General features: G+C 36.5%; 31 protein-coding genes, 1 pseudogene and 1 other annotated feature. Of the genes and pseudogenes, 27 read left to right on the top strand and 5 right to left on the bottom strand.

Going from position 1 to position 25,270, the window contains the following annotated elements:
• Positions 1-334: 334 nt before the first annotated feature.
• From aroA to MUO15_RS05010, 4 genes are all read left to right on the top strand, one after another.
• A complete protein-coding gene (gene aroA, locus MUO15_RS05025) occupies positions 335-1,681 on the top strand; it encodes a 3-phosphoshikimate 1-carboxyvinyltransferase (protein WP_245034002.1) in 1,347 nt (448 codons plus the stop codon).
• A gap of 67 nt (positions 1,682-1,748) precedes the next feature.
• Positions 1,749-2,537 carry a class I SAM-dependent methyltransferase gene (locus tag MUO15_RS05020; protein ID WP_245034000.1) on the top strand — a complete coding sequence of 263 codons (789 nt, stop codon included), beginning with the start codon at positions 1,749-1,751 and terminating at the stop codon, positions 2,535-2,537.
• Positions 2,538-3,105: 568 nt separating this feature from the next.
• A complete protein-coding gene (locus MUO15_RS05015) occupies positions 3,106-3,315 on the top strand; it encodes a hypothetical protein (RefSeq protein ID WP_245033999.1) in 210 nt (69 codons plus the stop codon).
• A gap of 141 nt (positions 3,316-3,456) precedes the next feature.
• Positions 3,457-4,269, top strand: a complete 813-nt coding sequence (locus MUO15_RS05010) for a helix-turn-helix transcriptional regulator (RefSeq protein ID WP_245033997.1) — start codon at positions 3,457-3,459, stop codon at positions 4,267-4,269.
• On the opposite strand, the gene MUO15_RS05005 is transcribed toward MUO15_RS05010, so the two are convergent.
• The 3 genes from MUO15_RS05005 to MUO15_RS04995 all read right to left on the bottom strand — a co-directional run bounded on the left by MUO15_RS05005 (position 4,204) and on the right by MUO15_RS04995 (position 5,805).
• Positions 4,204-5,148 carry an MFS transporter gene (locus tag MUO15_RS05005; RefSeq protein ID WP_245033995.1) on the bottom strand — a complete coding sequence of 315 codons (945 nt, stop codon included), beginning with the start codon at positions 5,146-5,148 and terminating at the stop codon, positions 4,204-4,206. The genes MUO15_RS05010 and MUO15_RS05005 overlap by 66 nt on opposite strands.
• Positions 5,149-5,210: 62 nt before the next feature.
• The gene (locus tag MUO15_RS05000) at positions 5,211-5,441 is read right to left on the bottom strand and encodes a hypothetical protein (RefSeq protein WP_245033993.1); all 231 of its coding nucleotides are present in this window, start codon (positions 5,439-5,441) and stop codon (positions 5,211-5,213) included.
• A gap of 166 nt (positions 5,442-5,607) precedes the next feature.
• A complete protein-coding gene (locus MUO15_RS04995; RefSeq protein ID WP_245033991.1) occupies positions 5,608-5,805 on the bottom strand; it encodes a hypothetical protein in 198 nt (65 codons plus the stop codon).
• Positions 5,806-5,923: 118 nt separating this feature from the next.
• On the opposite strand from MUO15_RS04995, the gene MUO15_RS04990 reads away from it, so the two are divergent.
• The 5 genes and pseudogenes from MUO15_RS04990 to MUO15_RS04970 form a co-directional block, all read left to right on the top strand.
• A complete protein-coding gene (locus MUO15_RS04990) occupies positions 5,924-7,270 on the top strand; it encodes an NAD(FAD)-utilizing dehydrogenase (protein WP_245033988.1) in 1,347 nt (448 codons plus the stop codon).
• A gap of 210 nt (positions 7,271-7,480) precedes the next feature.
• A complete protein-coding gene (locus MUO15_RS04985) occupies positions 7,481-7,852 on the top strand; it encodes a VOC family protein (protein ID WP_245033986.1) in 372 nt (123 codons plus the stop codon).
• Between the two features lie 200 nt (positions 7,853-8,052).
• The gene (locus MUO15_RS04980; protein ID WP_245033984.1) at positions 8,053-8,916 is read left to right on the top strand and encodes a GNAT family N-acetyltransferase; all 864 of its coding nucleotides are present in this window, start codon (positions 8,053-8,055) and stop codon (positions 8,914-8,916) included.
• A gap of 223 nt (positions 8,917-9,139) precedes the next feature.
• Positions 9,140-9,598: a VOC family protein gene (locus tag MUO15_RS04975; RefSeq protein ID WP_245033982.1), complete on the top strand. Its 459-nt coding sequence runs from the start codon at positions 9,140-9,142 to the stop codon at positions 9,596-9,598.
• Between the two features lie 18 nt (positions 9,599-9,616).
• Positions 9,617-9,819, top strand: a pseudogene (locus MUO15_RS04970) (hypothetical protein); the annotation flags it as partial.
• Here MUO15_RS04970 and MUO15_RS04965 read toward each other — a convergent pair.
• Complete coding sequence (locus MUO15_RS04965; protein ID WP_245033980.1) at positions 9,774-10,040, bottom strand: hypothetical protein; 267 nt, start codon at positions 10,038-10,040, stop codon at positions 9,774-9,776. The pseudogene MUO15_RS04970 and the gene MUO15_RS04965 overlap by 46 nt on opposite strands.
• 475 nt (positions 10,041-10,515) lie before the next feature.
• Here MUO15_RS04965 and MUO15_RS04960 point away from each other — a divergent pair, with 475 nt between their 5' ends.
• From MUO15_RS04960 to MUO15_RS04900, 13 genes are all read left to right on the top strand, one after another.
• On the top strand, positions 10,516-10,968 hold the full coding sequence (locus tag MUO15_RS04960) for a GNAT family N-acetyltransferase (protein ID WP_245033978.1): 453 nt from the start codon (positions 10,516-10,518) through the stop codon (positions 10,966-10,968).
• Positions 10,969-11,276: 308 nt separating this feature from the next.
• Positions 11,277-11,921 (top strand): pentapeptide repeat-containing protein, encoded by a 645-nt coding sequence (locus MUO15_RS04955; protein ID WP_245033976.1) that lies wholly within the window; start codon positions 11,277-11,279, stop codon positions 11,919-11,921.
• A 263-nt stretch (positions 11,922-12,184) separates the two neighbouring features.
• The gene (locus tag MUO15_RS04950; RefSeq protein ID WP_245035854.1) at positions 12,185-12,646 is read left to right on the top strand and encodes a GNAT family N-acetyltransferase; all 462 of its coding nucleotides are present in this window, start codon (positions 12,185-12,187) and stop codon (positions 12,644-12,646) included.
• Positions 12,647-12,796: 150 nt separating this feature from the next.
• Positions 12,797-13,216 carry a cytidine deaminase gene (locus MUO15_RS04945; RefSeq protein WP_245033975.1) on the top strand — a complete coding sequence of 140 codons (420 nt, stop codon included), beginning with the start codon at positions 12,797-12,799 and terminating at the stop codon, positions 13,214-13,216.
• A gap of 293 nt (positions 13,217-13,509) precedes the next feature.
• Positions 13,510-13,797, top strand: coding sequence for a hypothetical protein (locus MUO15_RS04940; RefSeq protein WP_245033973.1), 288 nt, complete (start codon positions 13,510-13,512; stop codon positions 13,795-13,797).
• Positions 13,798-13,957: 160 nt separating this feature from the next.
• Positions 13,958-14,410, top strand: coding sequence for a GNAT family N-acetyltransferase (locus MUO15_RS04935; RefSeq protein WP_245033971.1), 453 nt, complete (start codon positions 13,958-13,960; stop codon positions 14,408-14,410).
• 210 nt (positions 14,411-14,620) lie between these two features.
• Complete coding sequence (locus tag MUO15_RS04930) at positions 14,621-14,875, top strand: DUF2651 family protein (RefSeq protein ID WP_245033968.1); 255 nt, start codon at positions 14,621-14,623, stop codon at positions 14,873-14,875.
• Positions 14,876-14,940: 65 nt separating this feature from the next.
• Positions 14,941-15,138: a hypothetical protein gene (locus MUO15_RS04925; protein ID WP_245033966.1), complete on the top strand. Its 198-nt coding sequence runs from the start codon at positions 14,941-14,943 to the stop codon at positions 15,136-15,138.
• Positions 15,139-15,903: 765 nt separating this feature from the next.
• Positions 15,904-17,718, top strand: coding sequence for a group II intron reverse transcriptase/maturase (gene ltrA / locus MUO15_RS04920; protein WP_245033899.1), 1,815 nt, complete (start codon positions 15,904-15,906; stop codon positions 17,716-17,718).
• Positions 17,719-17,901: 183 nt separating this feature from the next.
• Complete coding sequence (locus MUO15_RS04915; protein WP_245033964.1) at positions 17,902-18,315, top strand: hypothetical protein; 414 nt, start codon at positions 17,902-17,904, stop codon at positions 18,313-18,315.
• A gap of 180 nt (positions 18,316-18,495) precedes the next feature.
• Entirely contained in the window at positions 18,496-18,858 is a 363-nt protein-coding gene (locus MUO15_RS04910; protein ID WP_245033962.1) for a cupin domain-containing protein, read from the top strand.
• Between the two features lie 121 nt (positions 18,859-18,979).
• Positions 18,980-19,209, top strand: a binding site (T-box leader).
• 40 nt (positions 19,210-19,249) lie between these two features.
• On the top strand, positions 19,250-20,500 hold the full coding sequence (tyrS, locus tag MUO15_RS04905) for a tyrosine--tRNA ligase (protein WP_245033960.1): 1,251 nt from the start codon (positions 19,250-19,252) through the stop codon (positions 20,498-20,500).
• 153 nt (positions 20,501-20,653) lie between these two features.
• Positions 20,654-21,025 carry a hypothetical protein gene (locus MUO15_RS04900; protein WP_245033957.1) on the top strand — a complete coding sequence of 124 codons (372 nt, stop codon included), beginning with the start codon at positions 20,654-20,656 and terminating at the stop codon, positions 21,023-21,025.
• Between the two features lie 391 nt (positions 21,026-21,416).
• Here the strand turns inward: MUO15_RS04900 and MUO15_RS04895 are convergent, their stop codons facing one another.
• A complete protein-coding gene (locus tag MUO15_RS04895) occupies positions 21,417-21,608 on the bottom strand; it encodes a hypothetical protein (RefSeq protein ID WP_245033955.1) in 192 nt (63 codons plus the stop codon).
• 276 nt (positions 21,609-21,884) lie between these two features.
• On the opposite strand from MUO15_RS04895, the gene MUO15_RS04890 reads away from it, so the two are divergent.
• The 5 genes from MUO15_RS04890 (at position 21,885) to MUO15_RS04870 (ending at position 25,189) form a co-directional block, all read left to right on the top strand.
• Positions 21,885-22,358: a GNAT family N-acetyltransferase gene (locus MUO15_RS04890; protein ID WP_245033953.1), complete on the top strand. Its 474-nt coding sequence runs from the start codon at positions 21,885-21,887 to the stop codon at positions 22,356-22,358.
• Between the two features lie 79 nt (positions 22,359-22,437).
• On the top strand, positions 22,438-22,944 hold the full coding sequence (locus MUO15_RS04885; protein ID WP_245033951.1) for a D-glycero-alpha-D-manno-heptose-1,7-bisphosphate 7-phosphatase: 507 nt from the start codon (positions 22,438-22,440) through the stop codon (positions 22,942-22,944).
• A 152-nt stretch (positions 22,945-23,096) separates the two neighbouring features.
• On the top strand, positions 23,097-23,570 hold the full coding sequence (locus MUO15_RS04880; protein ID WP_318036192.1) for a GNAT family N-acetyltransferase: 474 nt from the start codon (positions 23,097-23,099) through the stop codon (positions 23,568-23,570).
• Positions 23,571-23,655: 85 nt separating this feature from the next.
• The gene (locus tag MUO15_RS04875) at positions 23,656-24,147 is read left to right on the top strand and encodes an NUDIX domain-containing protein (protein WP_245033950.1); all 492 of its coding nucleotides are present in this window, start codon (positions 23,656-23,658) and stop codon (positions 24,145-24,147) included.
• A gap of 256 nt (positions 24,148-24,403) precedes the next feature.
• Positions 24,404-25,189, top strand: a complete 786-nt coding sequence (locus MUO15_RS04870; protein ID WP_245033948.1) for a class I SAM-dependent methyltransferase — start codon at positions 24,404-24,406, stop codon at positions 25,187-25,189.
• The last annotated feature ends 81 nt before the right edge of the window (positions 25,190-25,270 follow it).

The raw sequence follows: 25,270 nt of genomic DNA, 5'->3' as shown, positions 1-25,270 counted from the left end.
GCAGGGTTAACATTATGGGTAGCTATACAGAATTGAAAAGTAGGAATAATAAAAGATGGAAATTTCGTAATTTTACATAAAGTGTTATGATTCAGTTAGTTAAATCATATGTGGAACTAAACCATCATAAGGAGTGATTAAGATTCATTTCATAATAGCAATACTGTCTATATTATGTCCTGCAGTCTTTCTCTATTATTGGGGGAAGTCAGGCTATGATTACAATGGCAAGAAAAGTAAAGAAGAATAAGTAAAAATCACTGTCACGACAAAAAGATTTTTATGATAGAACACAGGCATCATTCCGAACATAATAAAGAGAGGAAGTGTTTACTTGAGTAACACTGACATGAAAGCTAGATCCCCTTGGTCGACATTAAATGAGGTTCAAACGGTGACCATTTCCCCAGTGGAAAAACAAATGAATAGTGATATTAGAATTCCAGGAAGTAAGAGTTTTACCAATAGAGCATTGATTATGGCTGCTTTGGCAAAGGGAACGTCCACCTTATCTGGAATTCTTAAAAGTGATGATTCCTATTGGTGCATAGATGTCCTAAATAAACTTGGCGTTAGGACTGAGGTTGATGGTGATGTCGTTACGGTTTCAGGTTGCAATTCAGTATGGCCAACTCACCAAGCAGATTTATATATTGGTGCTGCGGGTACCATTGCTCGTTTTCTCCCTGGAGCATTAGCAGTAAGTAAGGAAGGAAATTGGGTGTTGGAGGCAAGTAATAGAATGAGTGAGCGTCCTGTCCAGCCTTTAATAAAAGCTCTTACCGATTTGGGTGCCGATATTAAATATCTAAGTAACGAAGGATATTATCCCATACAAATAAAGGGAGGAGGGCTTGAGGGAGGTTTAGTGAGTATATCTGGTAAGATCTCTAGTCAGTTTATAAGTGGTTTACTTATGGCAAGCCCATATGCCAAAAAAGAAGTAACCGTTTCAATCCCAGACTATATTGTTCAGCATGACTATGTAAGAATTACTTTAAATCTGATGGAAAAGTTCGGAGTAAACGTACATTATTCAGATGATCTAACCCAGATGGTTGTTCCAAAATCAGAGTATCTTGGTCGTGACATTCAATTAGAAGCTGATGCATCCACAGCAAGCTATTTTTTAGCATTAGCAGCAATAATGAATGGTCGGATTAGAATTAACAATCTTTCCGTGCAAACAGACCAACCCGATATAAAAATGATTGATGTCTATGAAAAAATGGGCTGCAAAATTGTAAGAGGTCTGGATTATATAGAATTAACTGGTGCCCCAACTTTACAAGGGGGATTTGAAATAAGTATGAAAGAAATGTCTGATCAAACGTTAACACTTGCTTCAATCGCACCGTTTGCTTCAGGCCCTATTACATTGAAGGACGTTGAACATATACGTCATCACGAATCAGATAGAATTAGTGCGATTTGTACTGAGCTCAAGAAACTAGGTATTGAAGTAACGGAATATAAAGATGGGTTAACTGTTTTTCCTGGAAATCCACTTGCCGCAACTTTAGATTCTTACGATGATCATAGGGTAGCCATGTCATTAGCTTTGATCGGAGCTAAAGTACCAGGTGTTCAAATTAATAATCCAGGGTGCGTATCCAAGACATGCCCATCTTATTTTGAATTGTTGAACCAGTTAGGTGTTCAGGTTGAGTATACAAAATAACTGCAAAGTATAGAGTTCTTTTTTTGGGGCTCCTTGTACTCAATTCTATAGAAAGGAATGAAAGTAAATGAGCTTTTCCAAAAAGAAAGAGCACTATTCATTCGGTGATTCAAATATCGCAGTAGAAAGGCTTAACCTTGTAGAGAGAATGTTTGGGCCAACTAGCAGATCATTTATTAGAAATACTGTTAAGATTCATTCAAAACTAGCTTTAGATCTCGGCTGTGGTCCTGGAAATACGACAAAAATGATAGCTGAGGAGATAAATCCTGATAAGATCATTGGCGTTGATGTTTCAAGGTCGCATCTAAATCGTGCTATTGAAAATAATGATTTCGAATTTGTAGAACATAATGTTACAAGCACTCCATTACCCAATAGTCCTGCAGATGTAATTTTTGCAAGATTCCTTTTGTCCCATTTACCAAATCCTTTGGAATGTATGGAAGCATGGATAGGAGAATTAAAACCAGGCGGCTCACTACTTTGTGAAGAGGATGAATGGACACACAGTAACCATCCTGCTATTCAAACTTATTTTAAATTAGCAGCTGAATTGATCAAGCATAATGGGGGAGATTTATATGTAGGTAAGAGATTTGGAGAATTAGAAGACAATTCTAATTATAAAATTCAGCATAGAGAAATTGTGAGTATTACACCACCTATAGAGCTAGTAGCACGAAATTTTCTATTAAATTTTGATGTATGGCGCAATGAACAGTACATATTAGACCATTATAATCAAGATTTTTTAAATGAAATCGCTTCGGAGATTCAAGAAATAAGTATGAATCCGGACACGACTACTGTTGAATGGGGACTACACCAAATTGCTATTGAGAAAGTTGGATGAAATGTAACGTATAATTTTCTAAAGTTCAATTCGAAAGATAAGAAAGGAGTCTTAAAATAGTGTATGAAATACGTTGAAAAGAGGAGGTATTATTTATGGGTATTGCGTTAGGAATAGTCATCACCTTTATTACTATAGGGGTTATGCGTGTCTTACTGGGTATCCCTTCTTCACGCAGCAATTCTAAGCGATTCCAAGATCGTGACTACTCTTAAATACGTATTATAGAGAATTTATTTACACGTTGTTTGGTAACCCCTTTCGGAAAATGTCATTTTGTAGAGTTTTGAAAAAGTGATAGAGGACAAACGCTTTTTTCCTAGATAAAATAAACATTGAATTAATTGGAAATAAGAAAGACGATCGAGTATGCGATTATTCCTTCTTCGAATACAGAGGATTTATTATAGTTCTTAGATTCTTTTGGGGATTGGTTGGTAGAAGAGGCGGGAATTGGCTTGAAGTTCATAATCCTACAATGAAGAGACATCTTCCACTAAAATAACTGTTTAAGATGCAAGAATTAAAATCAACGTTACAGCCAAGCTATGTAGTGGAGGTGACGAAAATGAAAAAGCAACCTAAAAAGAAATTTGATTTTCCCACGCAGACGAATACCAGTGGTGAGATAGGTGTGGAAAGTGGGCTGAAAGCTAATCAGCCTTCTGACACGGAGGACAGGTTTACAGGCGATTCCGTTGATGAACATAACGAATTAGAAGCTGCTAATGAAGATATTGCTCAAAAGGAAATTTCTCAAGTATTTAATAATTCATGATGAAATCATGGTGCCGTCCTTTTCTGATGGACGGCACCATCGTTTTATTTTGTGGCGGGTATGAGAAAAAGAGAAAGTGAAGAAATCCATATTAGTTTTTCTATGATAAACTAAAAAAAACTAATACTGGAGGATAGATTTATGATATTGGATAGCGAGAATGGTTTACTGCTTATGCGCAATGATCATTTAGATGAGCGCAACTGGAGAAGTGATGATTGTTATAAGTTGATTTTTTCTCCATTTGGCAGGGGAGATTATCAGACGCAGCGTGGTGACATCACTATTGATCATGGGGAATTCTTCATATTTAATCCGAATGAAGTACATAAACAGCTCAAGGCTACTAAAGAAAAATTTCTTGTAGAGATCCAGCCCTCTTTACTTCGGGATGCAGCCGATCACTTAGGATTTAAACACACGGATCCTGAGTTTTCAATGGTTTCCTATAAACACCCTCAAATCCGACAGTGGGTATCATTTGTTCGAGACTTTTTATCACTTAATGATGGGGCTAGCTCAGCGGCTAATCAGTTTTTTCTTGATCATAGCTTGACCCAGCTCTCGATCATGATGCTCCAATATGGTACTGGGTCCCACCAAAGTGAATTTCCAATAATAAATAGTCAAGCTAATATCAATGATGCCATTAAGGCTCTTAAAGAGAGCTATAATGAAGATTGGACGTTGGACGAGATGGCTGCAGCTGCAAGGTTAAACAAATATCAATTTGCACACCTTTTTAAGGAAGAACTGGGACTCTCTCCGTATTCTTGGTTACAGCTGTACCGTCTATTTCGCAGTCAGAATTCCCTCTTACATACAAATGATTCAATTCTTTCTCTTGCTCTTCAACATGGATTTAAAAGTGTATCTTCTTACAACCACCTATTTAAGAAAGTTTATCGGAAAACGCCGAGTGAATTTCGCAGAATTCACGGTTTTAAAAAGTAAACTTACAACACTCACGATAACGATGAGGAAACCACTGCCAATCATTAAGTGTTGGATAGGAATAAACAATACCAATAGACCGTACAGCCCTAATGAAATGGTGTTGGAAAAATACAATAGAACGGCATTAGAACTAAAGGCGCGTCCCATTTTGTCTTCGGGTACAAGGGATTGCAGAAGATATACACGCGCCAGCCCAGCGACTGGCAGCCCGACACCTACTATGGCACAGCCGATAAAAAAATGTTTAATGTCATAGAGCAGTCCATAATAGGTGATTCCTGTCCCCCAAATAAATGCTCCAACTAAGTAGAGACGAAGAGTCATTTTTTTAATGAAATAAGGAAGGACGATATTCGTCAAAATCACTACACCACCAAATACGCCCTGCAAGATACTATATAATTCCTCGCTTTGTGAACTCATTTCTGATAAAGCGAGTAATAGTCCAACTTCCCAGACCCACGTGTTAAAAAATACCGTAATAAAGGTAAATAAAAATAACTGTCTTACGGTGGAGTGAGCTTTGGTCCAGGAAGCAAACTCTATGATAGCTCCAAATACCGCTTTGATTGATTTGTTGACTACAGGTTTACTTTCTTTTAAATGTACTTGAGCAATACAAAGCGCACTAATAGCGTAGGTTAATGCGTCAAAGGTGAAGAAATGTACCGCACCATAGGAATGTAATAACCATACTGATAAAACAGGACTAAGAACAGTGACGCTTCTCGTTAATGTATCATTTAAACTGTTGGCTTTTGTTCGTTCTTCTTCGATTGTTATGGAGGGTAGCACGGATCTATGAGCTGGATTGAAGAAGCACCCGATGCTTTGAATAAGAAAGCTTACGATTAATAAATATAGGTAAGAAAGCATATCAAAATAGTACAATCCTACAATCGACAACATTAATGGGATACGAGCAACATCCAGGTAGATTAATAACTTTTTTTCGGTAGCCAGTCTGCCATAACCCCGCCTATTAATCCAAATAATAGATACGGCAAGGTCTCGGCCATAGCCATACCAGTTGTATGAAGACTAGACCCCGTTAAATCGTACGCCAAAAATAGAAATGCCATGCCAGACAGCACATCCCCAAGCCGCGATACACCCCCAGCCAGCAGGTAATACCGTATATTTTTATTTTTCCATAACGTTTTATACAAAATTAATCACCTCTTCCTTTATCGTAAAAGGAAATAAAGTGATCGTCTGGCTGATTATTGCTAAAAAAAGATACAATATTTCGGTGTTATTTAAAATCTACAATACGACGGTATTTGCCAAAAGAACAATAATGAAAAGGCGCATCCGCATAAATAAGGGATACGCCTATTGCCTATACAGTATTTCTTTTTGTCTTTTATAATCTTTTACCATAGCTATAGCTGAAATAGGCCCGGCAATCACAAAGAAAATGGAGAAAATTAATGGACCCGTGCTCAGCGATTCGTTCAACAATCGATAAATTCCTAAAAAGCAAAGCAGTAATGAACCAGAAATACCGAGTATAACGCGAATTTTCCTCATAAAATCCCCCTGGATAATAATTCTTATATCTATGTTAACATACAACATATGTATGTTAACTTAAGATTGCGGAGTAGGAAAAAGCAGAGAATGATTATGTTTTAGAAGGGAGATTTCCATGAATGACATTACGATCATCGGTGCCGGAGTAAGCAGCATTTTTCTGGCTTATACATTGATCAAAGAAAATGATCAGCTATCGGTTCACGTGATTGATAAAGGAAAAAAGCTAAGTGAGCGAACATGTGGATTGGACGATGGTAAAGAATGCACGTGTGAAGGAGGCTGCAGTAAGTATATCGGGTTTGCTGGGCTTGGAAAATCGGAAGGAAAGTTCAATTATACGAATGATTTCGGTGGAGACCTTGCTAAGAAAATTGGTGAGCAAAAAACTCTTGAACTTATGAAAGAGGTGGACAATATATTGTGTTCATTTGGTGCCGATCAAGTGGAGACGTACAGCACCAAAAATCGGGAGCTTTCAGAAAGGGCTATGAGACATTCGTTAAAGGTTCTTTCAACAGAAGTACGACATCTCGGCACAAGCCTTGCTGCCTATATTTTTCAACAGATGTACAATGCTTTAAAAAATCACATAATGTTTACGTTCGAAGCTGATGTTCGAAAAATTAGCAACTACGAAGAAGGTTATAAAGTAGAAACGGATCGCGGCACGTTTGTAAGTAATCGTGTGGTTCTGGCGACAGGAATGAGTGGCAGTGAGTGGTTGGGCGAGCAAACGGCCAATTTAGGACTGTACCCTGGACAGACTCGGCTTGATCTGGGGGTGCGTGTAGAGATGAGAGGTGACCAGCTGGATTCAATTTTACAGCAGACGTTTGAAACGAAACTGAAATATGAAGGAGAAGGATATTCTGCCACGACCTATTGTATGAATCCACGGGGCAGGATCATTCACAAACACCAGCACGGTTTAGTTATGCCAGATGGACAGAACCAAAACGAAAAGGATGTTCCAAGTGCCAACTTGAACTTCACACTTTTTGTGCCTCAGTATTTTGATACATATGAAGAAGCGATCAACGAAGGAAAAAGAATCATTGGAAACATCAACCGCAGACAGGAACGCATTGTCGTCCAACGTCTAGAAGATTTAAAACTAGGTCAGACGACTAAAGATGTTGAGCAAAATCCGATCTCGCCTTCTTTGAAAGGAGAGGGAGGCAATCTTCTGGATGAAGTTCCCGCGTTTTATACGAAGGCCTTACTCGAGTTTTTCTCAGCATTAGAAGGTTTAATTGGAGAGCCGATTGACCCGAAAACGCTATTATATGGAATGGATGCGAAATTCTATGAACCGAAACTGTACACAAATGAGCATTTTGAGACTGAAGTTCCTGGATTTTTTCTGATTGGGGATTGCTCTGGAGAAACGCATTCGCTTTCGCAAGCAGCAGCGAGTGGGGTGTACTTGGGGAGGTTTCTGGCAAAAGAAGAATTTTAACTTTAGCTGGCTATGTTTTAACTGTGCTTGATCTCCGGTTTTACGGCTATTTGGCTCTAAGTTAAGAGAAATCCTTCGTACAGCAGTAAGATCTTTTGGGTGTCTTCATCCAAAAGTCGTAGAACATAATCATTCAAAGAAACGAAGAAAATTTGGAATCAACCCTATATAGTTAATAAGGAACCAATATTAACTAATGGGGGATAAATAGTGAATTTTCGTGAATTTGGGTTGATCTTATTTGTTGAACATTATGAGGATTGTATTGATTTTTACAAAGAAGTTTTGAATTTCAAGGTAAGATCAGTCAAGGAAACCTTGGTTTCTCTTGAACTTGCTCACGGATATTTAATGGTCGAGAAAGGCGGCGTAGGTACTGATAATGAGAAAACTAGGGAACGAAACCCTACTGTTCTTCGTTTTGATGTTGATTCCCTATCCAGTGAGGTGAGTAAGCTTGAAAAACGAGGGGTTCATTTTACACAGAAACAACTGGAATTTCCTTGGGGAAAGATTGCTGTATTGAATGATCCAGATGGGAATCGGATAGAGATAGGGGGAATTAACAGGGAAAGTGGTTGATATGTTAAGAGATGATCCGAAGTGTTAAAGTTCACTTCTTTCGTGTTTACCCTTCTAGGCTCCCTACCCAATGTTCATAAAACCCCTCAGGAACCGTAGTTAAATAAGAAATGCTTTTTGATCGGAAATACTGGTAGTGAAACGTTTCTTAATTATAAAATCTCAGTGATAAGTTGTTAAGAGGGTCGGTGAGGTTAGTTATGAGAAAGATAAAGAGTAAAGAGATTAGTTTGGAGCGGTTATATAAAAATGATATACCTTGCATCATAGCTCTTTCACAATCTATTGGTTGGGACTATGATTACCGTGAAATTAGCACAGTAATGTCGGCAGGAAAGGTATTTGGACATAAGCGAAATGACCATGTAGTGTCGTGTGGAGCGCTAATAACTTATGATACTGAGTTGGCATCAATTGGAATGATTATCGTTGATCAAAACCACAGAGGTTTAGGCTTAGGAAGACAGGTTACCCAGGTGTGTGTAAATAATTCCACTGGGATTAATCCTGTTATGCTCATTGCTACGCCTGAAGGAAAGTTCTTGTATGAACGCATGGGTTTTAAAATAGTAGACCATGTTCACAAACTGCTAGTTGATAACTATAAGAAGCTAGCTGTCACACAAGAAAACCACAAAGTAGATCGACTTCGAAAAAATGAAATAACCAAGGTCATACAGTTGGATCAAGGTGCTTTCGGAGATTCAAGGTCGAGGTTTTTAAGAGAGCGAATAAATCAGTCTCACGAGTGTTTAATTTTGAAAGACCAAAAAAATGAAATGATAGGTTACGGTCTTTCCGTTCTAGGGCCAGTCAATTTAATACTGGGGCCAATTGTTGCTCCCAGCAGTAAAGCTGCATCATTGTTAATAAATGAATTGAGCAAAAACCATAATGGCAAACTTAGGATAGATGTTCCCTCTGGCCAGGATGACTTTCTCCATTTTTTGAAAGCAGCTGGGTTCGACCAAGTGAGTCAACCTCCAATAATGATGTTGAATGCTGAATCCATACCTAAAAGAAATAACCATTTGTACGGGATTGCAGCTCAAGTATTTGGATAGAAACCTAACCATTTTTCTATCGATCTCTTTGAATGAGAGCGTTTGAAATCAGTCATAACATAGAATTTTACTATTTTAAGAAAGTTGTTTTATAGATGAATGATGGGAGCAGTTTATTCTCAACTTCCCTTGACTATACATCAAAAGTTGTAGATTACTTTAGACCTTTCTCTGAAGTAATCATTACGTGAAAATCGTATTCTAAACATAAGGAGGCGATCACGTGATTAAAGGTTTATATGAAGCACACTTACCTGTAAGCAACTTAGAACGATCAATCGACTTTTATGAAGGACTTGGTTTAGAGGTTGACCATATAGTTGACAAAAAGTTGGCTTTTTTATGGATTGATAGAAATAAAAGTTGGCTGGGTTTATGGGAAACAGAGAATGTACAAGTAGACTATCATCCATCGTTAAGGCATATAGCATTTGAGGTTTCCTTCAAGGATTTGCAGAATTCGATAACATGGTTAAAAGAGAAAGGTTATAAACCAAGGAAGGCATTTGGTTTCGCACCAATTGAACCATTTGTTATGTCTTATGATACGTATGCACATGCCAAGATACATTTTGATGATCCAGATGGTAACAGTCTAGAATTTATTAGTACAATGGAAAACAAAAATAAAGTAACAGGAAGAATGTATCTAAGTGAGTGGATGAAATTAAACGAACATTGAGTTAGGGCAATACTTTTTAAAGGAAATGCGGGTAAAGGAATTCTGATGAGCGGGGACATCATCCAGGTTGTTGCAGATTCTGAGTGGGTAAGCTTCATTTCAACCGAGTCTACAATGTCTTTCGTAATATTGTACAAAAAAACGGAAATGAAGCGGTCCAGAGATCTGTCAGACGCTACATCAGTTCTCTGGAAGGAAAGTCTTCCATCCCCCCTCTCTGATTAGGATCGTTGGGATCAATGAGAATTACACCATTTTCGTCTGTTGGCAGAGGCTTCTTGCCTGTTGATTCCATATATTCTAAGACTGAGAAACCATGATCTTTGGCAACTTGTGCATTTTTCTGTCTTTCTTGATTTATAGAATGCTTGTAACGTTCGGCACGGGACGGTTTATAATGAGCATGAGCGTGTTGATTTTTCAACTTGGTTGTTGCACTCATTTTCTTGCCCTCCTCATTGCACATTTCTCTCACCACCCAACTGGTAGTAAATATTATTTGCTGAAAAGTTAGTAAAAGATAAGTTCACCTAACTCTATACTAAAGAAAATGGGATCGTCGTCAATCGATCAATGGGCATGTAAAGCATCAAAAAAGGCTTGCAACAGGGTCTGGCTTTTTTCCAGGTTGGGTCATGATAGCAGTTCATCATCCATCCAATTCTCCCCCTTGAATTTCTTCTTTAATATACATATATAGTTGGAAATACAGTGGAGAATCCGTGTTCTTGTTTAAAATTGGAGTGATTTCTATCATGATATTGTCCCTCTCATAACTGACCCTGAAAAGTTTAAATCAACTGTCCCTTTTACTGGATACATATTGTTTATATAATTAATTTCATTCAACTGACCTTGTTTATTTGTAAGATTATCACAACAAATTACAAGGTCAAAATTACAAAGGAGTGAAGGATATGGATGAAATCAGGGTTCGTTCTGTCAATAAGTCTGACACCACAAAACTGTTAGATTTAATGAATCAATATATCGTTGATTTTTACAAACAACCACAACCTGATAACGAGGCGCTAATTAATTTAATTCATCATTTAATCGAAAATCCTACCAAGGGGTTACAATTTGTGGCCGTGAAGAGTGATGAATTGGTTGGTTTTGCTACTTTATATTATACATTTAGTACGTTAAGTGTTGGTAGGCAGGCTATTCTTAATGATCTTTTTGTAAACCCTGAAGTGAGAGGACAGCGTCTCGGGGAAAGGCTATTTGAAAAGTGCTTGGACCATATTCGAGAGAATAATTTTTGCAGCATGATTTGGGAAACGGCAGAAGATAATCATATCGCCAAATCTCTATATAACAAAATGGGCGGGAAGAAGTCGGAATTTACTCATTATGAAATATATTAATATTGGGGACGCGATTCATTTGAAAATCGCGTCTTTTCTCTGGTTATTGATCATTGTGGACTGTTTGGGATGAAAGATTCTTCATAAACCCCTATCGTATGGGGGGATTATACGGATGATCGTATGAAGTGTTATCTAAACAGCAAGATACCTTTCTCACGACTGAGGATATTTTCGCACTGTCCAATCGTGTACAAAGTTTCATATAGAATTAAAGACTTATTCTTCACATTTCTTTATGTTAGAGTTTCTCTGAGTTATTTTTGTAGTTATCCAAATAACTAATTGAAGGGTGTTACAGTATTATTATGACAAAAAGATTTAAAATTGAACTCCCAAATATACCGTCACATCTAAAAGCGGCAAATTTTCAAGACATTTATTACGAAGAAGACCCATACTTAGCCAACAGCATAATTACTAACACCGACATTGAAGAGGAGATTGATAAATTAGTTCTATCTAAAGTCACTTTTAAAAATGTAAGGTTTATAAATGCTGCTTTTACTAAGATTGATATGACGGATGTAGCTTTTGACAACTGTGATTTATCTAATGCTAGCTTTAGTGAAGGCATTATACATAGGGTCACTTTTAAAGACTGTAAATTAATGGGCTTAAACCTTTCGGGGTCCAATCAAGGAAACGTTTCTTTTGAAAATTGTATAGTAAATATGAGTGATTTCGTAGATGCTCAGTTAAAACAAGTGATATTTGACCATTCATCTCTGCAGAACGCTAACTATTATGAATGTAAATTTAACAAGGTTAAGTTTGATCAATGCAATATTGACGGTGTCAATTTTACTAATACGGTACTTAAGGGTATAGATATTAGTACATGTACATTTGATCGTATCAATGTAAATATAGGAAATTTGGACGGGTGTGTAGTTTCTCCTGAACAAGCCATTGGATTTGCAAAATTGTTAGGGTTACAGGTTAATGGATAAAGTCTAAATGAACTAATAGGTGACTGAATTGCATTTTGTTCTTCAAGCTTAATGGTTTTGGTGAACTTTTTATTTTATTGTATATGGCATTTAATCTATGTATGTTTTGGTAGTATGTTTATTAAAGTGGTGGTATAAATACTCCTCTCGCCAGATGAATAAACAGTTATCTTTATTCAAATTTTAAAAATCGCTTTATTCCGTTATAGGGCCATTTTGCGGAAGATCAGATGGGTATTAGAGATGTGATAGGAGGAGTTATCATGGATTACAATTTTAGTGAAATATCAAAAAAGCAAGCAGAGAAAATTTCAAACTGGCACTATGAAGGGGAATATTCTTTTTATGATTATGAGAATGATGAAGAGGATATAGCTGAACTCTTGAGTCCACGTGGGGACATTTATTACATGGTTAAAAAGGGTAACGAAGAAATCGGGTTCTTTTGTTTTGAAACTGAGGAAGATTCCGTTGAGATTGGCTTAGGTATGAAACCCGAACTAACTGGAAGGGGAATGGGTTTAGATTTCTTTAAAGCTGGACTAAACTTTGCTATTTCAAAATTTAACCCTAAAGAAATAACGCTTTCGGTTGCTACTTTTAATAAAAGGGCTATAAAGGTCTATAAAAGAGCAGGTTTTGAATCTGTTAAGACCTTTATGCAGCAAGACGAGGATGGTAGTCAGGTTGAATTTTTGAAGATGGAGTACGAATGGACAAAGTAAACTGTTTGAGTTATTAACGGTTCTTCCGTTAAAGGCGCGATTGTCTAATAAAGACGATCGCTTTTTTTCACGGAGCAGTTTAGTTCAAGAACGGTTTAAGGTGTTACAATTATGTTTGGAAAGAAAAGGAGTAACTAGGGGGAAGCAAAATTGGATATTGAACAAAAATTATATCAGGCAGCAAAAGAACTGCTTGAAAAAAGATACCCAACTGGCTGGGGTGGTGCAGCAGCAATGTGCACTAACGAGGATGAAATATTGACGAGTGTTGCTCCAGAGGTCATAAATGCTTCAACAGAGTTATGTATAGAAACAGGTGCGATTTTGGAAGCACATAAATTTAATACAAAAATTACTCATTCAATTTGTGTTGTAAGAGACGATGAAAATGAAGGATTTAAGGTATTAACTCCTTGTGGGGTCTGTCAGGAAAGGTTGATTTACTGGGGAAGAGATGTAAAGGTAGCGGTATCTTCAAATGACGAGAAACCATTACTTTTCAAAACACTAGAAGAAGTTCAGCCTTACCATTGGTCTAAAGCATACAAAGATGAAGAGTTATTTGACTAACGGTTAAGTTAAAAACATACTCGAATATATCTCGAAATCAAGTCTTCCATTATAGGGCGCAATTCTGGAGCAAAGGATTGCGCTTTTATTAATGTATCGGGCCATTATCTTGAAGACTTGACTTCAAGACAATGGATTCCTCAAGATGGAAAATGTTCCATATTACTATAATATTGAACGAGAAAATATGGTTATTTATGTTAATGTTAAGGGACAGGAATTTTGTAGAGAATGATTGAAGATACATAATTTGGAATGTTGTGGAATCTACTGATATAGAAAGGATGGTGTATATGGGGAAGATAAAGACAACCTTCATAATCAACACGATTGTAAGTGGACTTCTTGCAATACTAATTTCAACCTTTTTTGCGGCAGGTACGATTGCAGAAAATACATCTGATAAAACGTTTGTATCACCGGAATTCCTTTGGGTGTTACCAATATGGTTTGCAGGAGTATTGGCTGGATTGTTCATTTACAAAAGCAAAGCTCCCGGAATGTATCTACTCACTTCTATTATCATCACATGGGCATCAATTCCACTAGGTATCCGGATAGGATTTAACCTAGCCACATAACTATTCCTATGCCAATATAAACGTATTAACGATTGGGTATAGTCTTAATTCCGTTTCAGAGGAGTCTTCAATTCTCGGGCGCAAATCTTGAATAAGACTTGCATTCTTTGTGAGAAGAGCGTTTTTCTTGAACATCTGTCAGCTTTTTTTGGAGGTAGGTATGGAAGGATATAGTGTTAAAAAGATTAAGAACCTATATCAATACGATATAACTTATTTGGTAAGCGAAAGTAAAGAAGAGGGATTTCAATTTCTTGAAAGGTTAGTTACTGATTATAAAAATGGTACTAACACATTTAAAGTCGTGGGTGAATCCATATATGGTGTATTTAATAACGATGGTGTACTAATTGCTATCGGTGGGGTTAATGTAGACCCGTATTCACAGAAACAAAATATCGGTCGATTGAGAAGGTTTTACGTTTCTAGGGCTTATAGAAGAATTGGTATTGGTAGGGTCTTGTTGAAAGAAATAATTAGAAATGCAAAAACCTATTATAATGTTTTAGTACTTCATACAGATACAGAACAAGCTAATAAGTTTTATACTTCACTTGGATTTTTAAGAAAAAATGCATATCCGAAATCCACCCATTTTATGAGTTTGAAATAGTGAACAAACTATAATCAATTAAAGAGGATGGAAGACTTGTAGTACGATCTTCCGTAAACGGGGCACGATTCTGTAATAAGGATCAGCGCTCATTTTACATTTAAGGGCATATTCCGGGATTACCCTTATTGTGGAAGTGATGGAAGTTTGAAATAATTGTTTTAAGTAAAAGGATGGGATTTGAATAATCGGTTGAATGAGAAAGGGGGCATGAATATTTACTTAGTTCAGCTTGTCATATTTGTTCTACCAGTTGTCTCTCTTATATTAGGAGCAGTTGGGTATTTTATTTTTAAAAATATCTATATTACCCCCGTTATAGTTGCAATTGCTGCAATCATTTCAACTTTTGTAGTGTTTAATTCTTCATTTTGGATTTGGGTAGTTATATATACGATGTTATCTCTTGTATCAGGATTTATTGTTAAATTATTATCTTCAAAACGTCGGCTTAAGCACTCTTAGTTATTTTGTTATTCAGCGTATATACTAATAGCTTGATTTAGCAATTATCGAAAGGAGAAGATACATTGCTTTCTAACATTTTATGGGGATTGTTTTTAGTTTTATTTATAATTCTCATGGTTTACCTTGATAAACGAAAGCAAAAAAGGAAATTCCACACCCCTTATCGTGAAAAGACAGAGCAAGAAAAAGAAGTTGAAAGGGCTATTGAAAAAGAAAAGTCTCGGAGAGGTGGTCCTCCAATGGGCGGTGGGGGATTTTAGGTTTATTTTTGTACCGTAACTGAAGTAATTGCATAATACCATTAAAGAAACGGGCGCGCGCGACAAGTTCTGTTATAAACGCTTTTCAGCGTGAAAATACAGGAAGTTTTAAGCATTTAAAATTTCAACTTTGCAACGGAGGATGGGAATGACGGAACCATGTTTCCTGAAACCATCCCGTCAATACTCCTGCATGCGTTAAGGCTGACAGGTCTTAGGGTATGAAGCACAGGTGGATTCGGCAGAACGAAGGCTGAAGCCATTCTTATGAAAAGGTATGCTAACGGATATGCCGCACGGCTGAAAAACTGGATAAGGTGAGAATAGTTCTTTGAAATAGGAACTGACGAACTTCCGAATGTAAGGGTCTAAAGATTCGAACATAAGGAAACTTATGTCCCATCTCACGATGGGGTGAGTGGTGTGGAGTAAAATTGCGCCCTCTGAAAGACGCTATACCGAACCATGGCGGTATCTAGCTCACAGGCTTAAAGGAAGCACCTATGTTAGTAAGGATAGCTACGTTGTAAGGGACTTGGAAAGCAAGGAACGTTGAATCAAGGGCTGTCACCCGAAACGTTTGCTATAAAGTTATGCTGAAAAGCATTTATCCTTGTGAGGGTAGGGGTATGACTGATGAACCTCCTGTAACGGGAGTGGAGGAACAACCCCAAGTCTAATGAATGAAACGATTATTTTCCTAATGTGAATGGCACCGATCGGGTAGGAACGTGGGAACATTACTCCATAAGGAGGGATGCCACAGTGCCAACGTTACGAAACTGGGATTATTACAATATGACGGAGACATTTACAGAACTATACGAAAAAGCGAGCCGAGTACAAGTATTTTCTCATCTCTATGACACCATCATATCAAGAGAAAACATCCTCCTCGCTTTTCGCATGATAAAAACCAATAAAGGTTCTAAAACACCAGGTACCGATGGGAAAACCATCGACGACATGAAAGAACTATCAGAAAATGAACTCGTTACAGAAGTACGGACCAAACTAAGAAATTATCACCCGAAGAAAGTTCGCAGAGAATGGACTGAAAAAGAAAATGGTAAATGGAGACCTCTTGGGATTCCATGTATCTTGGATAGAATCATCCAACAATGTTTCAAACAAGTTCTCGAACCTATTGTAGAATCTCAGTTTTTCAAGCATAGCTACGGGTTCAGACCTCTCCGGTCTGCTCATCATGCTATGGCTAGGATACAATACTTGATTAATCAAGCGCAATTTCATTTTGTGGTTGATATAGATATTAAGAGCTTCTTTGATAATGTAAATCACTCATTGTTAAATAAACAGCTTTGGAATATGGGTATTCATGACCGCAAGGTTCTTACTTGTATCTCGAAAATGATAAAGTCAGAAATTGATGGAGAAGGCGTACCAGAGAAAGGATCCCCGCAAGGTGGAATTTTATCCCCTCTACTATCAAACGTGGTTTTAAATGACCTGGACCAATGGGTTGCAGGCCAATGGGAGGTATTTCCTCTTACCAAATCATACAGTTCTGATGATTCTAAAAGGCAGGCTAGAAAACGAACAAATTTGAAAGAGGGATACTTGGTTAGGTACGCCGATGATTTCAAAATCCTATGTCGAGATGGAAAGATTGCTCAACGGTGGTACCATGCGGTACGACTTTACTTAAAAGAGCGCTTAAAGCTGGACATCTCTCCTGAGAAATCTCAAATTGTAAACTTGAGAAAACGAGAATCTGAGTTCTTAGGTTTCACTATTCGTGCGAATAAAAAGGGTAAGAAACGGGTGGCACATACAGGCATCATTTCTTCAAAAAGAGAAAAAATGAAACAGGAAGCCAAAAAACTCATTCGAAGAATGAAGGCTTCTCCAACCGCCGAAAATGTACACCGTTATAATAGTTTTGTTTTAGGAATCCATCACTACTTCAACCGAGCGACACATGTAAACCTGGAGTTCTCACGTCTTGCATTCGATCTTAAACCATTCCTGTATAACCGTCTTCGACCAGTTGGAAAACAGGAGCATCCATTTAATCCACCCCCGATTTATAAAAAGCTTTTTAGCTTAGGGACGAAAACGTTTAGAATAAGAGATATGTATCTTTTTCCCATTGGCGGTGTTAAAACGGTCAATACTATGAACTTCAGTCCAAAGCTTTCGCTTTATACAAAGAAGGGTAGGGAAAACTTGTATAAGAAACTGCGACCCGATATTCAAAAGGAAGTTAGTTTCTTAATGAAGGCTACCCTACCAAATCGAAGTGTTGAATACTTGGATAACAGGATTAGTCGATACAGTATGAAGATGGGGAAATGTGAAATTACAGGACAATACTTGTACTCCTATAATGTCCATTGTCACCATTACATACCGAAACATCTTGGAGGAAGCGACCAGTTCCGTAACCTTCGAATCCTCCATGAAGATGTTCATCAATTAATTCATATGAAGGATGCTAAAAGGATTAAGTTTTTCCTCTACAAGTTAGGGGTTAATCAATTTAAGCTCGAGAAGATCAACCAATACCGAAAGGTATGTGAGCTGGATCAAATTGAATCATCCCGTCTCGAAGAGTAACAAGGAACTTATAATCTAGTACATATCGTTAGATGGAGCGCCGAATGCTGGGAAACTAGCACGTTCGGTGTGGAGCAGGGGAAAAGCCGGAGATAACATCAAACGCTTACCTATTGCTAACTTTTCTTGAATTGCAAAGCGCTTTTTCCCTATATTTTTAGGTATTCTAGGGGGGAATAATGGATGGGAGTTGAGATAGTGAAAGGTTTTATAATGTTGCTGGCAGCTGGGCTATTATTAAGCGGTTGCGGCAATGAATTGGATGTAGAACAAGTAGAATCGCAGGAAGAGCAGCTAGAAACTGCGAATAAATTACTAGAGAAAACAGACGGCCATACCAAGGGCGCGTTTGAACGGTTACCAGCGGAAACCAGGGAATATATTAAGGAAAATCCGGATTTATTGCGGAAATTTACACAGGGTGAACCCACATTTATGGGGATCATTGACACGTTACGTCTAGGTACAAATGTTAAGTTGGGGCCGGAAGATATACAATTAGTTTATGACACCCTAGAAAATAATAGCGAAGAAGCGATATATGAAAATGGAATGAAATTTTCCGATAGCTTTATTGCTAAATTAAAATCCAACTAAACGATAGAAACAACCTTTTTTAAGGGGGGATCGTCAACACAAAACTAGACAATCCATGCGTTATCTTGAAATTGAGTCTTCTGCATAAGGGCGCAAATCTGGAATAAGACTTGCAGGATTACTTCTATCTATATTGAAATATAGAATAGAATGGTTAGTTAAAAAATCGGGAGGCATGAGATGGAAGTTTATCAATTCAATAAGGAAAATGGAAAGAAAATCACAAAGTTCGATTCAAATTTTATTATGTCTCGCATTACCCAAACGCAAAAAGGTGCTCATATTGGGTGTATGCATTTAGAGGAAAACGGAGTAATTGGTTATCATCAAGCAGTAGTGCCTCAGCTTTTATTAATAGTAAAAGGAGAAGGTATAGTAAGAGGTAAAGAAGTAACTTTTACCCCTGTAAAAAGTGGTGAAGCTGTATATTGGGAAAAGGATGAATGGCATGAAACCAAAACAGAAGTAGGCTTAACTGCTATTGTAATAGAAAGTGAAGAATTAGACGTTTCAGTAATGACGTCATTAAAAAATGACTCTTAACAATAGGTAAAAGTCTAAGATTATCTTGAAATCAAGTCTTCAGGAAACGGGGCGCTTTAATTCAATAAACATTATATTGACAATAAGTAAGATCAAAAGTATTATTGTTCTTAATTTAATAAAAATTGCACTGATAGAATCCCAGTAGTGTAGATGTCAATGTTTCAGAGAGTCGATGGTTGCTGCGAATCGATACAAATATCTATATGAATTACTTTCTTGAGCTTCTACTACGAAAACTTTTTGGTGATTAGTATTAGACGGTAAATCCGTTATCTTTTTGAGTGGAAGATGAGGTAACCCTCATTCTTTAACTTGGGTGGTAACGCGTGACAAAGGCACGTCCCTTGATTTGGGATGTGTCTTTTTTATATTAAAAGGGGGTCTCTGAATGAACTACTTAGAACAATTGAATGAACTACAGTTAAAAGAACTAGAAAAGCAATATAAAATTTTATCTTATGGAGTAGATGCCATTATTCCGGAAGAAGAGTTTAAACAAAAAATTGCTAAATCCATTTGGCAAGATCAGCCCCTTAAGGTCAAATTAGGATTAGACCCAACAGCACCGGATGTACATATTGGACATACTGTGGTCTTGAATAAGCTAAAACAATTTCAAGAGTTGGGTCATACGATTCAATTGATTATTGGAGATTTCACCGGGAAAATAGGAGACCCAACTGGAAAGGCAACAGCTAGAAAAGCTTTGACAGACGATGAAGTACGCTATAATGCTAAAACTTATTTTGAACAATTTGGGAAAGTCATCGATATGGATGCTGTTGAACTTCATTATAACGCTCAGTGGTTATCTAAAGTTGACTTTGCTGAAGTTCTCCAACTAGCAAGCAATGTAACTGTGGCCCGGATGCTAGAACGAAATGATTTCCATAATAGGTATAACGCCAACAAACCTATCTATCTTCACGAATTTTTCTACCCAGTAATGCAAGGGTATGATTCACATATTTTAGAATCAGACATCGAATTAGGCGGCACCGACCAAGAATTTAATGTATTATTTGGTCGACAAGTTCAAGAACAATTTGGCCAGGAGAAACAAGTGGTGTTGCTACTCCCGTTGATTGAGGGATTAGATGGAGTAGAAAAAATGTCAAAATCGAAAAATAATTACATTGGAATCGATGAAAGACCGAACGATATCTTTGGAAAGACCATGTCTATTCCTGATGAACTCATTGTGAAATATTTTGAGTTGGCTTCTAACTTATCCATAGATGAAGTGACGTTGATAAAAGAACATTTACAAAAGGATATGCTTCACCCCAGGGATGCAAAAATTCGTTTAGCTCTTTCTTTTGTTGAAATGCTATATGATAGTAAAACGGCTGAACAAAGCAAGAAACATTTTTTTAATGTCTTTCAAAAAAATCAGATTCCTAGTGATATGCCCGAGGTAATCTGGGATAAAGAAGACCAAATCGGTATTGTGGACTTAGTAAAGTATCTTGAGTTGCTACCATCAAAGAGTGAGGTTAGACGGATGATTAAGAATGGCGGCATTCGAATAAACCAAGAAAAAGTTATGGATCCTGCCTTTACTGTATCCGTTAGTGATGGACTTGTTTTACAGGTAGGAAAGAGAAAATTTATTAAGTTGAAGTTGGCTTCTAGTTAAGAAAGCCATGTTAAACAAACGGGCGCTAAATTTGAATAAAGATTAGCGCTCTTTCTTTGTGCTCCAGATATTAGTAATAAAATGGTAGCTTATTATAAGCCCTATCATTCTTAGTATTATATAATATATCATCGTGAGTAAGGATGGGTTATTTTGAAAAAACTAATTTTATTTTTTCTTTTACTTATTTTATTTCTTTCAGGATGTAGTAGTGAAAATTATATTACATTTGAAGGAGAAAGTAATAATTGGGAAGGTAAACTTCAACTGGTTAATGATGAAACCGATGTAACAGGTAAATACTCTTTTAGACTGACTAATGATAAAATAGATGAAGTAGATAACTTGACTATAAACATTAATGGTGGTCAAACTATATTGAAACAAGACCAAGCATCTACTAAGAAAACCATTGAAACCACTACTCAATGCTCTGGTTGTGCTACATTCGATGAAGGTTCTACCATACCTGTTACAATCTCCTGGAATAATAAAGAGGAAAGTTTCAAATTAATTAAAGAATAGTAGAATAGGAAGACAATTTACCTCTATCTCCCATGAGGGTCGTTAACATAGACACATCTCGGGGGAGTTTTTAATTGATAAAGATGTCTTAATATCCCCCCTAAAAATTTTTTGCATATATGGAGGTTTATCCTATGAGCTTTGACCAACTATTTAAATGGGTTGTAATGTTATCTTTAGTTATATTAACAGGTATTTCAATATTTATAGCTGTTAGCTTAAGTGACTTAATTGAAGAAATATATAGTATTAATCAAAGGATAAGTATTATTATGAATGAACTATCGAATTAACACTTGAATAAACAAGCAAGTTATGATCTTTCTTTTAAGATTATCTTGAAATCAAGTCTTCTGTTAAGGGCGCGATTGCTTAATAAAAAGTAATGGGCCTATATTTTGATGATAAATTGACTTAGTATAAACATTAGAAGTAAAATACCGATTCCTAATACGCCATAGCCAAAGCGTTTACGTTCCGATAAATGCTCCCCTTTTATCTCTTTCCAACTAGGATAGAAAAAACTGATAACTCGGAGAGCTATTATGCCGATAGCCACTAAAACGACAGCTAGTACTTCCATAAGAATGACTCTCTACAATACTTAGTTACCTTATGCTTACTAAGTAAAACAAAATGGAGCAAGATATTTGTTGTTTTGTGGATTCATCTCGAAGCTGAGTCTTATAGAAACGGGCGCAAATCTGGAATAAGACTTGCGCCCTTCTTTGTAATAAGGGCCAGATTCTTTAATAAACGGTTTACGAAATAAGAGGATTTGAAATAATTGGTATTCAGTTAAAGGGAGTTTAATGGAACAAGCTTTGGTACTAAATAAACTAATAAAATGAGGGGTATTATGAATTTAACCGTTAAAAGTATGGACTTAAATTCAGCTAGAACAATACTAAGTTGGAGATATGAAAAGCCATATGACTTTTATAATAATGAAGTGAATGAAGAGGAAATAAAAGAACGGCTCGATGGTTCTTATCAAGCTATAACTGACGGTAATGGTGAAGTGTTTGGTTTCTTATGTACGGGTGAGCCAGCTCAAATACCGGTTGGACATAAATATGGTGTATATAATGTTAAATTTGTAGATATGGGTCTTGGTATGGACCCTGATTATGTAGGAAAAGGATACGGGTATGATTTTTGTGAATTTATAATTAACTACATAAAAGAAAACTATGCCGGAACTCCCATAAGACTATCAGTTGCAACATTTAACAGAAGAGCTATTCATTTATATGAAAAATTAGGGTTCATAAAAAAAGACAAGTTCACTACTGACTTTGCAGAGTTCATTACTATGGTTAAAGAGAATTAACAAAGGTCATTCCATAAACGGGGCGCGATTGTCCAATATAAGCAATCGCTTTATTTAAAAGAGCGTTGAGGTGAGAAATTTGAAAGTTGGTTTTTTTGATAGGGACGGTACCATTATAGAAGATTATACTGATAGCAAGTGGTCATATATAGACAACCCTGTATTTTTTGCCGACGCAATACGGACGTTAAAGGAAGTACAGCAGAGGGGATATAAGATAATCATCATTACGAATCAATACCTAATAAATGAAGGATTTATATCTTTGCAACAGTATAAAAAAATTAATAAAAAGTTGCTTAGCGAACTATCAGGTCAGGGAATAAACATTCTCGATGTGTTTTATTGTCCGCATAGAAGGAATGAAGGGTGCAATTGCATAAAACCTCAAACTGGAATGATTACGGAGGCAATGGAGAAATACCCTAATATTAAGATCAATGAATCATTTATGATCGGTGACTCAAAGGTTGATATAGATTTAGCTATAAATATGAATATGAGAGGGTTTGGCATAGAAGTAGATTCTTCTCACTCAAACGTAATTAAGCTTACTAATATTAGTGACTTGATTAGCTATATTTAAGTAACATCCTATTACGATGTTCATCAATCGAGGCGCGTTTATCGAATAACGCGTCCTGCAGTATAGGGCCATTTAATGGAATAACAAATTAGGTATATTCTTTGAACGTGCGTTTTTTGAGGTAGAATAATTAAGCAAGAAGGGGAAAGAAAATGCGAATTATATTAGCCAACCAATTACAAGAAAACAAGATTAGTGATTTTTTTATCGAGCATTGGGGAAGCCCAGAAATGGTTATTTCAAGTGGAATATTTGATTGTACAAAATTAAAAGGATTTGCGGTATTGAATGAAAAAGAAGTAATAGTTGGTTACATAACATATGTTATTGTCTCGAATGAGTGTGAAATAATTTCCTTAGATAGCATTGAAGAAGGTAAAGGGATTGGGTCATCTTTACTTCAAAAGGCGGAACAGGCGGCAAAAGAAGAAGGCTGCAATATGGTAAAGCTGATTACCACGAACGATAATTTATATTCACTAAAGTTTTATCAAAAACGAGGTTATTATTTAACAGAACTTTATAGAGGTGCTGTTGTTGAGGCAAGAAAACTAAAACCTGAAATTCCCGACCTAGTAATGATGGTATCCCAATTCACGACGAAATCCTTCTTACTAAACTGTTAAATTAACGGGTGCGAGAACGGAATAAGAAATACGCTCATTATTGGTTGTTGGGCCATTTAATTGAATAAGTGAGAGGAGCACGTATATGACAACAACCTATGTAAAATGGGGAGAAGCAAAAGTTAAATTAACTTGGAAGCCTGAAAAACAATGTCCACAATATAATCTAATTACAAGTGTTCACGGATTTTGTTTTTACAAGAATAAGTTGCTATTGGTTAACCTAAATCATAGGGGATGGGACTTTCCAGGAGGTCACATTGAATTAAATGAAACCCCAGTAGAAGGTTTTAAACGTGAAGCTATGGAAGAAGGCTACGTTGAAGGTAAATGTCATATACTTGGATATATTGTAGTAGACCATAATGAAAACCCAAATTGGAATGAAAATAGTTCCTATCCAAAGGTTGGGTATCAGTTGTTTTATCGTATGGATGTTGAGAAAATACATAGCTTTGAAGGGGAATATGAAGCATCGGAAAGACTTTTTATAGACCCTATGGAGGTTAGTAATTATTACCACGATTGGCACGAACTATATCAAGAAATACTTAATTATGCATCTACCATAGCGTGAATATTTATTCCGGAAAAGGACGTATTTCCAGAATAAAGGATTTGCGCTTTTTTCATGATTAAGGCCATATAATTGGGTAACTTCTTGTGGAAAATATGGAAATTTGAAATAGTTGGTGTTAAGTTAAATGGTCAGGATTGTGGAAGGTTTGATTTCGAGATAAATACCATGAAAGGTTGAAAGTTATTGAAATTCGAAATAATTTTAACCAATTGTATGTTAAAGTGATGTTGATTAATTTAAGGAGTTGAATATATTGTGCACTAACCCAATTTATAACAATATAGGTAAAACCTATAATAGTACTAGAAGGGCAGATCCACGGATTACTCAAAGAATTGTCGAAGAACTTAATGTAAAAACACCTGCAACAATATTGGACATTGGAGCTGGGACAGGAAATTATAGTTGTAAGCTGGCAGAAAGAGGGTATTCTGTAATTGCTATGGAGCCTTCAGAAGTTATGAGAAATCAAGGTGAAGACCATCAGAATTTAACGTGGAAAGAAGGAATAGCTGAGGATATTCCAATTCCTAATAAGTCAGTAGATGGCATTGTTTGTACTCTAGCGTCCCACCATTTTAAAGATTTAAGATTAGCTTTTAGTGAAATGAAAAGAGTATTAAGAGATAATGGAAAAATTATTATTTTCACTTTAGATCCACGGTTGTGTGCCGATGATTTTTGGTTGTTTGAATATTTCAGTCCAATATTAGAAGAAGCGTATAATATTCATCCACCTATACATACTCTCTCCAATTTGCTAGAAGAAGTTAGGGGCCCTGTAGAGGTTAAACCATTTGCATTACCCAATGATTTAGAAGATCAATTTTTCTTCTCTGGATGGAATAATCCCGAATTATATTTTGAGGAGAGCTTTAAAAATGGAACGTCATCTCTCGCTAAAGGTAATTCTAAAACGGTAAGTAGTTGTCTTAATAGGCTACGAGAAGATCTAGAAAGTGGGAAATGGCAACGGAAGTATGGTGACTTATTACATCTAAAGAATTATGAATGTGGTCACTTCTTTTTAGTAATCTAATTTCTTGAAGAGGTTGTTTGAATTTAAATACAATCTTTTTTCCTCAGATATAATGCTTATGGTTCGTTCTATAATTCACTT

Source organism: Halobacillus amylolyticus, assembly GCF_022921115.1.
GTDB classification, from domain to species: domain Bacteria; phylum Bacillota; class Bacilli; order Bacillales; family Halobacillaceae; genus Halobacillus_A; species Halobacillus_A amylolyticus.
This window is presented reverse-complemented; position numbering and strand designations above follow the sequence as displayed.

Excerpts from the sequence above, each read along its gene's own strand:
- MUO15_RS05020 (WP_245034000.1), top strand. The coding sequence starts at position 1,749 with ATGAGCTTTTCCAAAAAGAAAGAGCACTATTCATTCGGTGATTCAAAT.
- MUO15_RS05015 (WP_245033999.1), top strand. The coding sequence starts at position 3,106 with ATGAAAAAGCAACCTAAAAAGAAATTTGATTTTCCCACGCAGACGAAT.
- MUO15_RS05010 (WP_245033997.1), top strand. The coding sequence starts at position 3,457 with ATGATATTGGATAGCGAGAATGGTTTACTGCTTATGCGCAATGATCAT.
- MUO15_RS05005 (WP_245033995.1), bottom strand. The coding sequence starts at position 5,148 with ATGCTTTCTTACCTATATTTATTAATCGTAAGCTTTCTTATTCAAAGC.
- MUO15_RS04995 (WP_245033991.1), bottom strand. The coding sequence starts at position 5,805 with ATGAGGAAAATTCGCGTTATACTCGGTATTTCTGGTTCATTACTGCTT.
- MUO15_RS04990 (WP_245033988.1), top strand. The coding sequence starts at position 5,924 with ATGAATGACATTACGATCATCGGTGCCGGAGTAAGCAGCATTTTTCTG.
- MUO15_RS04980 (WP_245033984.1), top strand. The coding sequence starts at position 8,053 with ATGAGAAAGATAAAGAGTAAAGAGATTAGTTTGGAGCGGTTATATAAA.
- MUO15_RS04965 (WP_245033980.1), bottom strand. The coding sequence starts at position 10,040 with ATGAGTGCAACAACCAAGTTGAAAAATCAACACGCTCATGCTCATTAT.
- MUO15_RS04960 (WP_245033978.1), top strand. The coding sequence starts at position 10,516 with ATGGATGAAATCAGGGTTCGTTCTGTCAATAAGTCTGACACCACAAAA.
- MUO15_RS04955 (WP_245033976.1), top strand. The coding sequence starts at position 11,277 with ATGACAAAAAGATTTAAAATTGAACTCCCAAATATACCGTCACATCTA.
- MUO15_RS04950 (WP_245035854.1), top strand. The coding sequence starts at position 12,185 with ATGGATTACAATTTTAGTGAAATATCAAAAAAGCAAGCAGAGAAAATT.
- MUO15_RS04940 (WP_245033973.1), top strand. The coding sequence starts at position 13,510 with ATGGGGAAGATAAAGACAACCTTCATAATCAACACGATTGTAAGTGGA.
- MUO15_RS04935 (WP_245033971.1), top strand. The coding sequence starts at position 13,958 with ATGGAAGGATATAGTGTTAAAAAGATTAAGAACCTATATCAATACGAT.
- MUO15_RS04930 (WP_245033968.1), top strand. The coding sequence starts at position 14,621 with ATGAATATTTACTTAGTTCAGCTTGTCATATTTGTTCTACCAGTTGTC.
- MUO15_RS04915 (WP_245033964.1), top strand. The coding sequence starts at position 17,902 with ATGGGAGTTGAGATAGTGAAAGGTTTTATAATGTTGCTGGCAGCTGGG.
- MUO15_RS04910 (WP_245033962.1), top strand. The coding sequence starts at position 18,496 with ATGGAAGTTTATCAATTCAATAAGGAAAATGGAAAGAAAATCACAAAG.
- tyrS (WP_245033960.1), top strand. The coding sequence starts at position 19,250 with ATGAACTACTTAGAACAATTGAATGAACTACAGTTAAAAGAACTAGAA.
- MUO15_RS04895 (WP_245033955.1), bottom strand. The coding sequence starts at position 21,608 with ATGGAAGTACTAGCTGTCGTTTTAGTGGCTATCGGCATAATAGCTCTC.
- MUO15_RS04890 (WP_245033953.1), top strand. The coding sequence starts at position 21,885 with ATGAATTTAACCGTTAAAAGTATGGACTTAAATTCAGCTAGAACAATA.
- MUO15_RS04880 (WP_318036192.1), top strand. The coding sequence starts at position 23,097 with ATGCGAATTATATTAGCCAACCAATTACAAGAAAACAAGATTAGTGAT.
- MUO15_RS04875 (WP_245033950.1), top strand. The coding sequence starts at position 23,656 with ATGACAACAACCTATGTAAAATGGGGAGAAGCAAAAGTTAAATTAACT.